This is a genomic window from Corallincola luteus, from assembly GCF_004336975.1.
Taxonomy (GTDB): domain Bacteria; phylum Pseudomonadota; class Gammaproteobacteria; order Enterobacterales; family Neiellaceae; genus Corallincola; species Corallincola holothuriorum.
In genome coordinates this window covers 683,561-698,286 of sequence record NZ_SJXE01000001.1, presented here as the reverse complement: position 1 = coordinate 698,286, position 14,726 = coordinate 683,561, and the positions used below count along the sequence as shown (strand labels likewise).

11 protein-coding genes and 2 riboswitches are annotated in these 14,726 nt (G+C 51.3%); of the genes, 9 read left to right on the top strand and 2 right to left on the bottom strand.

Annotated features, from left to right (window positions below; genetic code table 11):
• Window positions 1–25 precede the first annotated feature (25 nt).
• Both EZV61_RS03005 and acs read right to left on the bottom strand, forming a co-directional pair.
• Window positions 26–1,012 carry an NAD-dependent epimerase/dehydratase family protein gene (locus EZV61_RS03005; RefSeq protein ID WP_165569515.1) on the bottom strand — a complete coding sequence of 329 codons (987 nt, stop codon included), beginning with the start codon at window positions 1,010–1,012 and terminating at the stop codon, window positions 26–28.
• A gap of 99 nt (window positions 1,013–1,111) precedes the next feature.
• Window positions 1,112–3,001, bottom strand: coding sequence for an acetate--CoA ligase (gene acs, locus EZV61_RS03000; RefSeq protein WP_114337223.1), 1,890 nt, complete (start codon window positions 2,999–3,001; stop codon window positions 1,112–1,114).
• A gap of 250 nt (window positions 3,002–3,251) precedes the next feature.
• Between acs and EZV61_RS02995 the strand changes: the two genes are divergently transcribed.
• The 9 genes from EZV61_RS02995 (at window position 3,252) to EZV61_RS02955 (ending at window position 14,675) form a co-directional block, all read left to right on the top strand.
• Entirely contained in the window at window positions 3,252–4,187 is a 936-nt protein-coding gene (locus EZV61_RS02995; protein ID WP_131414282.1) for an AEC family transporter, read from the top strand.
• A 20-nt stretch (window positions 4,188–4,207) separates the two neighbouring features.
• Complete coding sequence (locus EZV61_RS02990; protein WP_131414281.1) at window positions 4,208–4,774, top strand: histidine phosphatase family protein; 567 nt, start codon at window positions 4,208–4,210, stop codon at window positions 4,772–4,774.
• A gap of 97 nt (window positions 4,775–4,871) precedes the next feature.
• A riboswitch (cobalamin riboswitch) is annotated at window positions 4,872–5,047 on the top strand.
• Window positions 5,048–5,233: 186 nt separating this feature from the next.
• Window positions 5,234–6,058 (top strand): ABC transporter ATP-binding protein, encoded by an 825-nt coding sequence (locus tag EZV61_RS02985; protein WP_114337220.1) that lies wholly within the window; start codon window positions 5,234–5,236, stop codon window positions 6,056–6,058.
• The gene (locus EZV61_RS02980; protein WP_114337219.1) at window positions 6,051–7,088 is read left to right on the top strand and encodes a FecCD family ABC transporter permease; all 1,038 of its coding nucleotides are present in this window, start codon (window positions 6,051–6,053) and stop codon (window positions 7,086–7,088) included. The genes EZV61_RS02985 and EZV61_RS02980 overlap by 8 nt, the downstream gene beginning before the upstream one ends.
• 45 nt (window positions 7,089–7,133) lie before the next feature.
• The gene (locus EZV61_RS02975; RefSeq protein ID WP_131414704.1) at window positions 7,134–8,603 is read left to right on the top strand and encodes a cobyric acid synthase; all 1,470 of its coding nucleotides are present in this window, start codon (window positions 7,134–7,136) and stop codon (window positions 8,601–8,603) included.
• Window positions 8,600–9,454 (top strand): cobalamin-binding protein, encoded by an 855-nt coding sequence (locus tag EZV61_RS02970; protein ID WP_131414280.1) that lies wholly within the window; start codon window positions 8,600–8,602, stop codon window positions 9,452–9,454. Before EZV61_RS02975 ends, EZV61_RS02970 begins: the two co-directional genes overlap by 4 nt.
• A gap of 28 nt (window positions 9,455–9,482) precedes the next feature.
• A riboswitch (cobalamin riboswitch) is annotated at window positions 9,483–9,623 on the top strand.
• Between the two features lie 55 nt (window positions 9,624–9,678).
• Window positions 9,679–11,541 carry a TonB-dependent receptor domain-containing protein gene (locus EZV61_RS02965; RefSeq protein WP_165569514.1) on the top strand — a complete coding sequence of 621 codons (1,863 nt, stop codon included), beginning with the start codon at window positions 9,679–9,681 and terminating at the stop codon, window positions 11,539–11,541.
• Between the two features lie 244 nt (window positions 11,542–11,785).
• Window positions 11,786–12,742 carry a substrate-binding domain-containing protein gene (locus EZV61_RS02960; protein WP_158537965.1) on the top strand — a complete coding sequence of 319 codons (957 nt, stop codon included), beginning with the start codon at window positions 11,786–11,788 and terminating at the stop codon, window positions 12,740–12,742.
• 4 nt (window positions 12,743–12,746) lie between these two features.
• Window positions 12,747–14,675 carry a sensor histidine kinase gene (locus tag EZV61_RS02955; protein ID WP_131414278.1) on the top strand — a complete coding sequence of 643 codons (1,929 nt, stop codon included), beginning with the start codon at window positions 12,747–12,749 and terminating at the stop codon, window positions 14,673–14,675.
• Window positions 14,676–14,726: the final 51 nt, after the last annotated feature.

Below are 14,726 nucleotides of genomic sequence, written 5' to 3'. Positions count from 1 at the left end.
TGACACACTTATTAACAATGCAAGACTATATAAGTTTTTTTGCAACGAGCCAGTCGTTAGTTTCGCTCAAAATCTGTGTGAGTGGCACCTGATCGTTATAACCAAATTGCTCCCTTGCTTTATGGCTATCCGCCATCACTTTTTTTGACACCATGGCAGCTTTTTCTGGCGTAATATCTGGCTCCCTGTTGGTCAGTGCTGCCAATGCCTGCTTGCAGTAACCAATCAGCAGTAAGAATGATGCAGGGATGACCTTGGCTGACAGTGGCACCGGCTGAAGCTTTGCGATCTGCTCACAGACCTCTTTCATCTGATGGTATTGCCCACCAAGAATATAGTTTTCACCTCGTCGCCCCTGCTCATAAGCCGAAATATGGGCACGTGCCACTTCTGCCACGTGGCAGAAAGGGCCGCCGCCGGGAGGGATCCCTGGCAGCCTGTTGGTTTTGATCAAGCGAAACAGTTGCATCCAATTGTGTCGATCACCCGGCCCCATAATATGGCAAGGGTTGAGCACCACCGTGTCCAAACGCCCAGCGGCTTCAATCACCATTTGATCTGCGCAGCATTTGGTATGTAAATAGTTAACACCGCTGTTTTTACCTAGCTTCTGGCTTTGCTCATTAATGACGCCTTGATGAAAACCATAAGCTGAAATACTCGAAGTATAGATAAAGCGGCCAATACGTTGCCGTTCAGCCATTTTCAGTAACGCCCGCGTGCCATCAATGTTAATGCGGGTTTGCCTGTCATCATGGCGCCGCCACACACTGGTATCTGAGGCGACATGGAACAGGGCATCACAATGAGCTGGCAATGCCTCCTCAATGCTGTCGATATCCAGCAAGTCGGCTTCAATCCAAAAAACAGCAAGATCAGCAAGCGCACTGGTATCACTGCTGGCACGTTTTAATGCGTAGACAGTCCAACCCGCATCGGTTAACTGACGCACCAAGTGACCGCCGAGAAATCCGGTTGCACCAGTCACAAAGGCGATCTTGCTCTCTGTCATCTCAATTCCTCTCGCAGCCTTAAACATCAGCACAGTCAATAAAACATTCAGAAAAAAGGCCAGTCAAAACCGGCCTTCATTTACTGCTACAAACGTGGACTACTCCTCCAACGTGCTGAGATCGCCCTCATCCTGCCCCAAGGCTCGGGCGCGCAATACTCGCCGCATGATCTTGCCTGAACGTGTCTTCGGTAATGCATCAACAAAAGTGACATCTTCCGGCTGAGCAATACGACCAAGCTCTGCCGCCACATGCGCTTTTAACTCCTGCGCCAGTTCATTGGTACCGGCAACGCCCTCTTTCAGAATGGCGTAAGTATGGATAGCATTACCTTTCAGTTCGTGGGGTAAACCGATAGCAGCCGCTTCAGATACCAATGGGTGACTCACTAACGCACTCTCAATTTCTGCGGTACCTAAACGATAACCGGAAACTTTGAGTACCTCATCCATGCGACCAATGACCCAAATGTAGCCATCATCATCGACTTTCGCCGAATCACCGGCTTTGTAATACTCCTTGTCGCCATAATCACCCCAGTAAAGATCTGCATAGCGTTGGTCATCCCCCATGATCGTCCGTGCCATACCAGGCCAAGGGTTCTTAATCACCAGCTTACCCTCTTCCCCTGCCGGCACTTCATCACCATTGTCATCCACCACACCAATCTCATTACCGAAAAACGGCTTGGTTGCCGAGCCCGGTTTTAACGGGGTAATAGGTAACGGACAGATCATGAAACCACCGGTTTCAGTTTGCCACCAGGTATCAATAATCGGACAACGACTGCCACCAATCACGTCGTAAAACCAACGCCATGCTTCTGGATTAATCGGCTCGCCAACACTCCCCAACAGACGCAGGCTAGAAAGGTCATGACGCTTCGGCCACTGATCGCCAAAGCGCATCAGGCCACGGATCGCGGTCGGTGAGGTATACATCACGTTGATGCCATATTTCTCCACCATCTGCCACCAGCGATTGGGGTACGGGTAGTTTGGCGCACCTTCATACATCATGATGGTCGAGCCGTTGATCAACGGCGCATAGACGATATAGCTGTGGCCAGTGATCCAGCCGGGATCGGCTGCACACCACCAACGATCGTCAGGTTTAATGTCGAATGCCATACGGTGAGTGGTCGCGGTATAAACACTGTAGCCGCCGTGGGTATGTACCATGCCTTTCGGCTTACCCGTGGTGCCCGAGGTGTAGAGCACAAACAGCATATCTTCGGAATCAAGCACTTCCGTTTCACACTTAGGTGATGCGATCGGTAAGGCTTTCAAATCGTGATACCAGAAGTCACGCTCTGACTCCATTTCCACGTCCAGTTGGTTGTATTTAACCGTGATGCACACTTCAATCGTCGGCGAGCGCTTCATCGCTTCATTGGCGATCGCTTTCAAATTGGTCGGTTTACCCCGGCGCCAGCCACCATCCGCGGTGATCAATACATGACTGTTGGCATCGGCAATCCGCGCAGCAAGGGCCTCATAACTAAAACCACCATAAACGACCGAGTGAGCGGCACCGATCTTGGCACAGGCCAACATAGCAAACACCAGCTCAGGGATCTGCGGCATATAGATAGTAACGATGTCGCCTTTCTTCACCCCCATGCTTTTCAGCGTGTTGGCCATCTGGCTCACTTCACGGTTCAATGCATAGTAGGAATAACTGCACATCTCACCGGCTTCACTTTCCCATATGATGGCTAGTTTATTGCGGGTGGCATTATGCAGATGGCGATCAATGGCGTTGTGAACAATGTTGGTTTTAGCACCACTAAACCATTTAAAAAATGGCTTATTGCTGTCATCCAACACCTTATCCCAGGGCTCATACCATTCAAGCTCATTGGCTTGTTCAGCCCAAAAACCTTCTCGATCTTCAATCGAACGTTGATACAGGCTGTCGTAATCTTTGATTGTGGCATTCGCTATCACTTCAGCAGACGGATGAAATAGCTCCTTTTTGTCACTCATTGCGCTTCTCCCAGTGTTTGTTCGCTAGTGCGATTCTTTTCGTTATAAATTTTTGTCTGCCTACCTTATGAGAAAAAAGTGAGGCCATGGCACTACCAGTATGATTATTGGTTCAAGGTGTGATCTATTTCGCTCTTTTTTTAGCCACAGCCAATAAATAGCGAAAGACAACCTAAGAGAAGCCTAATTCATTGTTCTTAAATGAGATCCGCCCTAAAGTAATGTCATCACTTCGTAACCCACTGGCATCATGGCACCCGTTTTCACCATATTACTGCCCGTCTTTCTGATGATATTGATTGGCGGCTGCCTAGGACGTTTTGCAGGTTTTGCCGAGCACCATTACAAAGGGATCGCTGCGCTCACCTTTAATCTGCTGGTGCCCGCCTTACTATTTAACGGCAGCTTGCATACCCAGTGGCCTTCGTCCATTCCATGGGGGCTGTTTGCCAGCTATTACCTGCCCCAATTCATCATCTTCACCATCGCCTGGTTTGCCTGTGGTTATCGCCTAAGTCATCCACAACGCGCCTGTGTGGCGCTGGGGTCAACCTACTCCAACAACGTACTGATAGGGATCCCTGCAGTATTAGCTGTATTTGGTGAACCCGGTATGGCGCCGGCATTTATGATCATCGCCTTGCACAGTGCGTTGCTATTTACCATCAGCGGTATCGCTCTGGAGCTAGGACGAAGCAACACGGCTCATTGGCGACTGTTTTTTCGTGCATTGAGGAAAACCCTCACCACCCCCTTAGTCGCTTCTTTGCTGTTGGGGTTTGTTGCCAACGGCATGGGACTGATGCTACCAAGACCAATTCAGCAACTTCTTAGCTGGCTTGGGGACGCCGCGATCCCCTGCTCCTTGTTGGTATTAGGGATCGCTATCAGCAAATACTCCCTAACAGGACTCGGACCACGGGTGCTAATTATGAGCTTGCTCAAAGTCGGCTTAATGCCGGTACTGGTATGGTGGTCGGTAACTTTCCTATGGCAGCTCGATTTTTTAGACGGTGCTGTTGCCGTGCTACTGGCAGCAACGCCGGTCGGGGTCAATGCTTACGCCTTCGCCCACCAGCATCAGCAAAGCGAAGCTGAAGTGGCAGCCGCTGTGCTTTTGTCTACGATAGTAGCAAGCATCAGTATGAGTGCTTGGCTGGCGTGGATGCTGTTACCAAATACCTGACAGGGGGTCAGTGCTTACTCATGGCAACGACAGATATCTACTTGGTGCGGCATGGTGAGACAACATGGAACCAAACACAGCGACTGCAAGGTCACTTAGACAGCCCCTTGACTCAGCGCGGCAAACAGCAAGCAAAACAAGCTGCTGAGCTGCTGCAAACCACCTGTTTAGCTGCAGTGTATAGCAGTGACTTAGCCCGCTGCAGTCATACCGCTCAATGCATAGCTGCGCAACATAAACTGCCCTTGACCACGCTCAGCGGACTCAGAGAGCGCCATTTTGGCCCACTACAGGGGATGCAGCTGACCGATATGGATCATCATCAGTTAGCACTATGTAATCTGCATGTGGATGGCTCTCCCGATGCAGCTCCGCTCGGCGGTGAAAGTGTCAGAGAGGTCTGGCAACGTAGCCAAAATACTCTCGCTGAAATCGTCAAGCCTCATGTGAATCAAGCCATAGTTGTCGTCACCCATGGTTCGGTTTTGGCTATTTTGTTACAAGGCCTGGCCGCTAAACCATTGCATCCGGTGCGCACCGGATATTATGAGAATGGCGCTGTCGTTGGCTTACAGTGGCAACACTGAGTCAGCACACGGTTCATACCTGTTAATAACTTGTTGTCTCCAGCAATATGCCGGATAATCTCGCCACCAATTCGTTGTGGCTAAGTAAGCGATCGATAACCACAGCGGTAACGATGGTGCCATACAGGCTTAAAAGGGAACGCGGTGCAAAACCGCGGCTGTACCCGCAACTGTAAACAGAACGCTGCACACTCGCCACTGACCTCCACGGGTTGGGAAGGCGTGCAGTCAGAAGCTGTGAGCCAGGAGACCTGCCATCCGTTAAAACTGAACCTTGTATCACGCAATAGCGTGATAACACCTGAGCGGGTTACTCAGGGCAGTGTTTACCGGAACCAGATCTATAGCTTTCAATTCCGGTCAACCCGCCTAAAAATCCGCGCTCAATAATGGAAGCAATGTGGCGCATATCCAAGCTAAACATCTGTATCGACCTCAGCATGACAGGCGATACCACTGATGCCCAATCAAGAGCAACCGCTGGTGCAGGTGGACGCCCTTGGCTGGCAAGCTGATGGTCGCCATATTCTGCAACAGATAGATTTCCAGATTAGCCGTGGCACATTTGTTGGCTTGATCGGGCCAAATGGCGCAGGCAAATCCAGCTTGCTACGATGTCTATATAGAGTAAATAAGCCTTCCAGCGGTCAAGTACGCCTTAACGGTCAGAATTTATGGCAGCACTCGGCGCGCACCGTTGCGCAGCAAGTGGCTGTGGTACTGCAAGAAACCACCGGTAACTTCGGCTTGCGATTGCGTGATGTAGTACGGATGGGGTTAACTCCCCATAAAGCCGCATTTGCATTGGATAGCCACCATGATCTGCAACTGGTCGATGATGCCATTGAGCAGGTGGGTTTAACGGCATTAGCACAGCAGCCCTTTGAACATCTGTCTGGGGGCGAGAAACAGCGCGCGCTGATCGCCCGCGCTATCGTGCAGCGTCCTAAGCTGTTGCTGATGGACGAACCAACCAATCATCTCGATGTGCGTTATCAAATTCAGGTATTGGAGCTAGCCAAACACTTGGGCATCACTGTGATCGCATCGATCCACGATCTGAATTTGGCCAGCGCCTTTTGTGATCAGCTGTTGTTGATCGATCAGGGCAAACTGATTGGCCAAGGAACCCCTGACGAAATATTAACCGAACGCATGCTCGGTGAGGTATTTGGAGTCTGCAGCAGTATCGATCAACACCCGGACCATGGTCACCCGCGCATTACCTACCACTATGGCTACTTAACCGCAAACAATAAACCACCGGGAGGTGACCATGCCTGAGCAGTTATGGCAACGGCCCGCCTTTCGCTGGTTGGTAATAATGGCGCTACTGCTATTTGCATTAGCAACACCGCTGTTCGCAGCCAGCTTCGGCGCTGCCCAGATCGATGCAGCAGATGTGTGGCATGCTCTGTGCCATCATTTGGGGGGCAGTTGTGATGTCAGCGCGATCAAACAGCGTATCGTTATCGATATTCGCTTACCTCGGGTCATTTTGGCCTTTGTTGCCGGCGCGGGGCTAGCACTGTCTGGAGCGGTATTACAAACCGTCACTCGTAACCCGTTAGCTGACCCCTACCTATTCGGCATCTCTTCTGGGGCTTCGCTGGGGGCAGTGATCGTCATTGCTGTTCTAGGTATAGGCCATGGCATCGGTCTCCCCTTGGGGGCCTTTTGTGGCAGTGCTCTGGCCGTTATCTTAGTGATGGCGATGAGCAGTCGCTCCGGTCCGGGACAAGTGGAGCGCATGCTACTGGCGGGCGTGGCCACCTCATTTATGCTCAGTGCCATGACCAGCTTGGCACTCTACACCAGCGATCCTCAGGCCACCGCATCGGTGCTGTTTTGGACCTTAGGCAGTTTTACCCGCGCCAGCTGGGATAATATATGGCTGCCGGTCGTTGTCACCAGCAGCTGCTTACTGCTTTTTATCGGCTTCAGCCGGCAGTTAAACGCCATTTTAGCGGGCGAAGAGAGCGCACGAACCTTAGGTGTCAATGTCGCCCGCCTGCGCGTGGTAATGTTGCTGCTCAGCTCCTTAATCACTGCCACACTGGTGGCCTATTGCGGTGGCATCGCCTTTGTCGGCCTGATGATCCCTCACCTGGTACGCATGTTACTAGGCGTTAATGTACTGCGCAGCCTGCTAGCCACTTGCTTGGCCGGGGGACTATTTATGGTTTGGATCGATGTGCTGGCGCGTAAACTGCTACCGGGGCAAGAACTGCCTGTCGGCGTTATCACCTCGGCACTCGGTAGCCTGTTTTTCCTGATTATTTTACGTCGCCGCAGCGCAGGCATGGGGAGTTAGGCTTTGACCACCAGACAATCCTTCTCTGCCCAAGCCCCAACACTGATGGTGCAAGGGACGACATCGGACGCAGGCAAAAGCATCACTGTCGCAGGGCTTTGTCGCCTGTTTCAGCGGGCAGGCGTCAAGGTCGCGCCATTTAAACCACAAAATATGGCGCTCAACAGTGCTGTCACCGCCGATGGTGGTGAAATAGGTCGCGCGCAAGCGTTGCAAGCAGAAGCCTGTAAGCTTACTCCTCATACCGACTTTAACCCGGTGTTGCTAAAGCCCAATACGGATATCGGCGCCCAGGTGATCATTCACGGCCATCCGGTTGCAGATATGGATGCCACTGATTACCACCAGTATAAAACCGTGGCTATGTCTGCGGTGCTGAGTTCATATCAGCGATTGGCTGAGCAGTATGAGTTGATCCTGGTTGAAGGGGCTGGCAGCCCTGCCGAAATCAATCTACGGGATAGAGACATCGCCAATATGGGGTTTGCCGAAGCAGTGGATTGCCCGGTGATTATTGTTGCCGATATTGACCGTGGTGGCGTATTCGCCCACCTCCACGGAACGCTGGCCCTGCTATCTCCTAGTGAACAGGCCCGCGTCGTTGGTTTTGTTATCAATCGCTTTCGCGGCGATATCAGTTTGCTGCAATCGGGTCTGGATTGGCTGGAACAGGAAACAGGCAAGCCGGTACTCGGTGTCATCCCCTATCTGCATGATCTGCAACTGGATGCAGAAGACGCCATTAACGCCGCGCAGCTGAAAGAGCAAGCCCAGCTGCGAATTGTCGTTCCCGTGTTGCCCAGAATAAGTAACCATACCGATCTGGACCCCCTGCGCTTAAACCCCGCCGTCGACCTTATCTGGATAAAAATGGGGGATGCAATGCCTGCGGCCGATCTGGTGATCCTACCCGGCAGCAAATGCGTGCGTGACGATCTGGCTTTTTTACGTCAGCAAGGGTGGGATAAGGCGATCGATAAACACCTGCGCTACGGCGGTAAAGTGCTAGGGATCTGTGGTGGCTTCCAGATGTTGGGACAACAAATTGCAGATCCCAACGGCATAGAAAGTTCCCCAGGAACGAGTGCTGGCTTGGGTTACCTGAAAATGGAGACAATCCTGACGACAGCTAAAACCCTGGAAAACCGCTCAGGGCAGCTGCAACTCGACGAACATCAGGCAGCAGTAAAGGGGTATGAAATACACGCAGGCGATAGCCAAGGGGAAGCGCTTTCAAGACCACTGATGACACTCAATGGTCAGCCGGAAGGGGCGATCGATGAGGATAATCAGATCATCGGCAGCTACCTGCACGGATTACTCGATCACCCAGCCGCCTGTGCCGCCGTACTCTCCTGGGTTTGTGGTCACACGCTGGCCACGGTAGATGTTGATACACTGCGCGACCAGGAACTTAATAAACTTGCCGACGCTTTCGAAACACATTTAGATTTAACCCGGTTCAACAGCTTCCTTTCCATTGACACGCCAAGCCTTCAGGGAACGAACAGATGATAAAAACAACACTGGCTCTATTGGCCATCTCCACATTTTCACTCACCGCCTATGCCGCGACGCCACAGCGCATTATCGCCCTGTCTCCCCACGCAGTTGAGATGCTCTATGCCATCGGTGCCGGCGATAAGATCATCGCCACAACAGAGTATGCAGATTACCCGGAAGATGCATTATCGATCCCTCGTATTGGTGGCTATCACGGCATACAGCTCGATCGCGTGATAGAACTAAAGCCCGATCTCATCGTGGTATGGCAAGGTGGAAATCAGCCCGGTGATATCGAACAGCTCAAGCGTATGGGTTATCCCATTTACCACAGCGAACCGAGCAAGCTGGAAGAGGTTGCCAACGAAATGGAACAGCTTGGCGAGATGCTTGGCTATCAAGAGCAGGCGCATGCAGCGGCAACCGCCTACCGCCAGCGCATGCTGGGACTAAGACGAGCCTACAAAAACCAACCGCCAATCAAGGTGTTCTATCAGCTATGGGGCACCCCGCTAATGAGCGTGTCGAAACAGAGCTGGATCCATCAAATGATCGACCATTGTGGCGGCGTCAATGTAATGGCCGAGGCGAAAACAGCCTACCCGCAAGTCAGCTTAGAGCAAGTCCTACTGAGCGAAGCCCAGGTGATCGTGCACCCAGATGATCATGGCAGTAACAGCGCGACCGATTTCGATTGGCAAGCTTGGCAGGAACTGCCAGCCGTAAAACATCAACAGATCTATGGTATTGATGGCGATCTACTGCACCGTTTTTCACCCCGCGCACTCGATGGCATGCACCGACTATGTGAATCACTGATGACCGCACGTAGCCTTTACGCGGAACAGGGCAACAACAGATAGAAAGAACCATTCGATCGGTTAAGTAACCGGTTAAACAACAGGTTTGGGCGGCACAGTGCAAGCCACTGATGCCATTCGGGAAGCCGGTGAAAATCCGGCACTGCCCCCGCAACGGTAACTGAGATCGATGATCACAGAGTCCGGAACCGACCCAAGCTATTTTGCGGCAGGTAAGCCGTTACACATTGAACCTGACGCGGAGGGCGTCATTTATGAGGAAAACAATGCACAACACGTTTCGAACCACAACAAACAAAACCCCTTGGTACCAGGTTTGTCTGCTAACACTGGGCGGTGTTATCAGCAATCATGCGGTGGCAGATGAAGTTCTCCCCACCGATGATCCGGCGGTTGAACACATCATCGTCACAGCTAGCCGAACACCACAGAATGTGGACCAGGTCATGGCCTCGGTCGAAGTGATCACCCGTGATGAGATAGACAAGCTGCAACCAAAATCACTGGCCGATCTATTAGCCACTGTCGCCGGTTTGGACGTTGCCAGGCAAGGGGGCGCAGGTCAACAAACCTCGCTGTTTACCCGCGGTACCGGCTCTGACCAAACCCTGATCCTGATCGATGGCGTTCGCAGTGGTTCCGCTACCCTTGGCAACAAAGCGATCGAGAACTTGCCCATGGCACAGATCGAACGTGTCGAAGTGGTTAAAGGGCCAAGAGCCTCGATGTGGGGATCCGATGCGATAGGCGGCGTGATCAATATTTTTACCCGTCGCATGAGTGCAGGTGAATATCAGTTAGGTGCCGAAACCGGCAGCGACTCATACGTCAGCGGTGATGGTCAGATAGGTGTTGGCTACGATGCTGGTACCACCACCATCAGCCTGAGCGCCGAAGATAGCCGTGGCTTTGATGCCCGTGAAGATACCGAGTATGACGACGACGGTTACGATCGCTTATCTGCCGCGATCCGCGGTGATTATCGCATCAACGAGCAGATCGTCGTTGACTGGATAGGCCAGGTTGATGATGGCAGCAACGACTATGACAACAGCTACGGTGCCAACAAGAATGATTACGATAATTACCTTTGGCAACTGCGAGGTAATTACCAAACAGAACAATGGCTAAGTACCTTCGCCTTCTCCCAAAGTCGGGATTACAACAAGAACTATGGCAACGGTATTGCCAAAGGCGACGGCGACTTCTTTGAAACGCGTCGTAAGCAAGTTAGCTGGGTTAACCACTATCAGCTATACAACCCGTTCACGGTTTCTGCCGGTGTTGATTTTTATCGCGAAGATATCAACGCCAACACCGACTATGAGGAAGATTCCCGCGACGTATCGGCGATCTTTGGCAACGCCCTGTTTCAAGATCAAAAGTGGATCGCAGAAGCAGCCATTCGCTACGATGATGTCGAAAATATCGACTCAGAAACCACTTACAATGCCAGCATCGGCTATAACGTGACCGACAAACTGCTGGTGGCGCTCAATGCGGGGCACAGCTTCAAAGCACCGACTTTTAATGATCTTTATTATCCGGAGTCATTTGGTTCGAAAGGCAATCCAGGTCTAACCTCTGAAACTGCCGACAGTTATGAACTCTTGCTGCGTTCAAGCTATGCCGGCATCAAAGTGACCGCCAGTCTCTACTACACAGAGATAGACGACCTCATCGAATGGGTCTGTGACGAATTCTGGAACTGCAGTCCAGAGAACATCAACGAAGTGAAGATCACCGGCGGAGAATCCACTATTAACTTCAGTACAGCCGGACTCGATCACCGAGCCACCTTGAGCTACGTTGATGCAGAAGATCAAAGCACTGGCTCACAATTAATTCGTCGCGCTCGGAAAACAGCCAGTTATCAGGTGAGTTATGATTGGCAAGATTTTGAGCTGTTAGGCCAGTATGAGTATCACGGTGAGCGTAGCGATGCCGGGCAGCGTTTAGATGACTATCAGCTAGTCAATATCGCTTTAGCATATTATGTCACGCCAAGCTGGACCATACGGGCAAAAGCCAACAACCTGTTCGATGAAACCTACCAAAATGTGCTGGGCTACAACACCCCTGGCAGTGAGTATTTTGTCGGCGTCTCGTATCGCGGCTTTTCACTGTAATTAGCAGTGTTCGCTATATAGCTACAGAATGAACGGGCCAGATAGTGGCCCGTTTTTTTTCGCCAATATACCTGACCATAAGCTCCGCTAACCCGGTGACTCCCCCTCTTATAGCCTCACCAAATACTGCTGGCTCTCACTTCCCCCTCTTCTCGCCAGGGATAATCAACTTAGTTCCCCTTATGACAGCCGATTAACTATGCTTACAGCTGAATTACGACAGTCAATCTGTGGGTGGTATTCAATGTTAAAACAAATGATTAGTGTCTCAATCATCTTCTGCGCCTTGGTGATAGCTGGATGTAATGAAGCGCCAACGCCTCCTTCACCCACAACCGAGAAAGCCAAACCCTTTCGGGTGCTACTGGTAATGAAGTCGTTGGTGAATCCGTTTTATATTGAGCTACAACGTGGCGCAGAGTTAGCCGCGGCAGAGAGCGGTATTGAACTGATCGTCAAATCAGGCACCAATGAGACATTGGTGCCACAACAAATTGATATTATCGAACAACAACTGAAATTAGGTGTCGATGCCATTGTTATTGCGCCTGCTGACTCTGTTCGCATTATTCCGGTACTCAAGCAGGCGATACAAAGCGGCATTAGCGTGGTTAACATTGATAACCGTATCGACCAGGATGCGCTGGCGCGTAGCGGTCTTGAACCGATCCCATTCGTCTCCGTGGATAACCATCAAGGGGGGTACTTGGCGGCCGAGTACCTTAGTCGTGGCGTCGAGCAAGCAGCCTCGGCACTGATTATTGAAGGCCCCCGCGCCGCCGAAAACGCCCGTCAGCGGAGAGACGGCGCCCGCCAAGCATTCGACGAAGCAGAGCAGATCACCGTCGTCGCCTCGGAACAGGCAAACTGGCACCTTGACCAGGCCTACGCAGTGATAAAAAGGGTGCATGCGCTGCACCCGGATCTGTCTCTGGTGTTCTGTGCCAATGACATGATGGCTCTGGGCGCGGCTCTTTACCTGCAGGAAAACAATCTGCAACAGATAAAGATTGCTGGGTATGACAATGTGCCCGACGCCCGCTCGGCCATAGAACAAGGGTTAATGGTTGCCACCATTGATCAACAGGCTTTCCAGCAGGGGTATGTGGGCGTGCAAACCGTTGTAAGCTTATTGAATAAGCAAAAGGTAAAAGATAGCGTGTTAGTTGACGTCAAACTGATCACCACAACGGAACTGTAACACGATGATCTCAGGGCCAGCCTGGTTCAACCGACTGCAAAACAGGTTACTTACCTATATGGCGGTCGCAACCTTGCTGCCTTTAATTGTACTAGGCGTTGTCACTTACCAGCTCTCCGTCAATGGGCTAACCCAACAAGCAGAAACACTGACTCAAGAACTGATTGAAGAACGTGCCGCTTCTGTTGCATTAATGGCAACCAATACCGAAAGGCTCGCTAACCGCATCGCCCAAAATGACGCGGTCGCAGAGCTATTGTTGCAAACACAACAACAAACAGAGTTAAGCCGTATCGAAAAACTCAAACTGCAGTCAAGAATCGAAGCGGAGCTCAGCTCAATGATCCGCGCCAATGATCTGCTTGCGGTTGAAATCATCACCGATGATTCGATATTCGGCGTAGGTGACGTTTCCGCTGACGGCACCTACGACACCGCGCTGTTTACGAATTGGCTGCAGCAATGTCAGCAGCGCGAGCAGGTACTGTGCTGGCCGGGAATTGAGCACAACACACATATCCAGTCTCCCTACGGCTTAGTCTTACCCGCACTCTATTCGCTAAAAGAGTTTGATGAACAGTTGGTGGCCTACCAAACCGTTGGTTTTCTGATACTGAAGTTTTCGATCAGCGCACTTTATGATTACACCCACTCGCAAAACCAAGACTGGATGTACCACATTATTGTCGATCAGAAGAACCGGATCATCTATCACCCATCACAATCCAAAATTGGCCAAACATTAGCTCTGAACACAGCAGCAAGCGATGATACAGCCCGCTTTCAAGCCACGCTCTTCAACGCATCCGAGCCACTAGAGCGCCACTTAGAAACAGAGATCACCAATATGGGCTGGCGTACGATAGGTGTCATACCGCAGTCTCGCCTGCAGGCCAACGCGCGCCTTATCAGCCAGCTCACCATAGGTTGTATCGCTTTTTCTCTACTGCTGATGATACTGGCGATGCTCTATATTGCGCGCCGGATCATTCTACCAATACGCACCGTCACCGAAGCCAAACCCAATAGCGAATCAATGCATCCCATTACCACCCAATACTCCATTCAGGAGATCAACCAACTGGTGCAATGGTTCAATGACTACACCAGTATCGTCAGTAATGAGCGCACTCAACAGCGAGAATTAAAACAGGCCTATGACACCCTGCAGCAAACACAAAAACAGCTGATTGAAAGTGAAAAGATGGCAGCGCTGGGTAACTTAGTAGCAGGTGTTGCCCATGAGATTAATACGCCACTTGGCGTTGCGATCACAGCATCCTCCATGGTGCTGGAAAAAACTGAGTTGCAGCAGCGTAAACTAACCAATGACGAGTTAAAACGCAGCGACCTCGAGCACTACCTGAATGATGGCCACCATGCGCTTAACCTCACCCTAAATAACCTGCATAGGGCAGCACAATTGGTACAGACCTTTAAACAGGTGGCCGCAGATCAACACCAGGAACATAAACAGGAACTTCTACTACAAAAAGCGATCTCAGACGTCTTTGTCAGTTTAGGACCACAGTTTAAGCGCTTTGATGTCACCACCCACCTTAACTGCGATAAGAGTCTGAAGATCACCAGCTATCCGGGGATCGTATGGCAAGTGATCTCGAACCTAATGACCAACTCCTATAAACACGGGTTTAACCCTAAGGACAAGGGCGAGATCAGGGTAGAGGTCGAAGCGGCTGAAAGCTGGGTGATTGTCACCTATCAAGACAGCGGCCAAGGTATTTCACCACAGGATCTACCGCATATTTTTGATCCCTTTTTTACCACCCAACGCAACCAAGGCGGCACCGGCTTAGGCCTGAATATCGTGTATAACCTGGTAACGCAAAACCTTGGCGGCACGATTCGTTGCGACAGCAAACTCGGTAGCGGCGTGATCTTTACCATCCACCTGCCCTATATAGCGCCTTAGCTTCAATGGGTGGTCACAATAAAAACGGGCTAACCAGCCCGCTCTTTTACT

What these genes read in the sequence shown, in the direction of transcription:
- EZV61_RS02975 (WP_131414704.1), top strand. Translation starts at nt 7,134, where the DNA reads ATGGTGCAAGGGACGACATCGGACGCAGGCAAAAGCATCACTGTCGCA.
- EZV61_RS02955 (WP_131414278.1), top strand. Translation starts at nt 12,747, where the DNA reads ATGATCTCAGGGCCAGCCTGGTTCAACCGACTGCAAAACAGGTTACTT.
- EZV61_RS02995 (WP_131414282.1), top strand. Translation starts at nt 3,252, where the DNA reads ATGGCACCCGTTTTCACCATATTACTGCCCGTCTTTCTGATGATATTG.
- EZV61_RS02985 (WP_114337220.1), top strand. Translation starts at nt 5,234, where the DNA reads ATGCCCAATCAAGAGCAACCGCTGGTGCAGGTGGACGCCCTTGGCTGG.
- EZV61_RS02990 (WP_131414281.1), top strand. Translation starts at nt 4,208, where the DNA reads ATGGCAACGACAGATATCTACTTGGTGCGGCATGGTGAGACAACATGG.
- EZV61_RS02960 (WP_158537965.1), top strand. Translation starts at nt 11,786, where the DNA reads ATGTTAAAACAAATGATTAGTGTCTCAATCATCTTCTGCGCCTTGGTG.
- EZV61_RS03005 (WP_165569515.1), bottom strand. Translation starts at nt 1,012, where the DNA reads ATGACAGAGAGCAAGATCGCCTTTGTGACTGGTGCAACCGGATTTCTC.
- EZV61_RS02965 (WP_165569514.1), top strand. Translation starts at nt 9,679, where the DNA reads ATGCACAACACGTTTCGAACCACAACAAACAAAACCCCTTGGTACCAG.
- acs (WP_114337223.1), bottom strand. Translation starts at nt 3,001, where the DNA reads ATGAGTGACAAAAAGGAGCTATTTCATCCGTCTGCTGAAGTGATAGCG.
- EZV61_RS02980 (WP_114337219.1), top strand. Translation starts at nt 6,051, where the DNA reads ATGCCTGAGCAGTTATGGCAACGGCCCGCCTTTCGCTGGTTGGTAATA.
- EZV61_RS02970 (WP_131414280.1), top strand. Translation starts at nt 8,600, where the DNA reads ATGATAAAAACAACACTGGCTCTATTGGCCATCTCCACATTTTCACTC.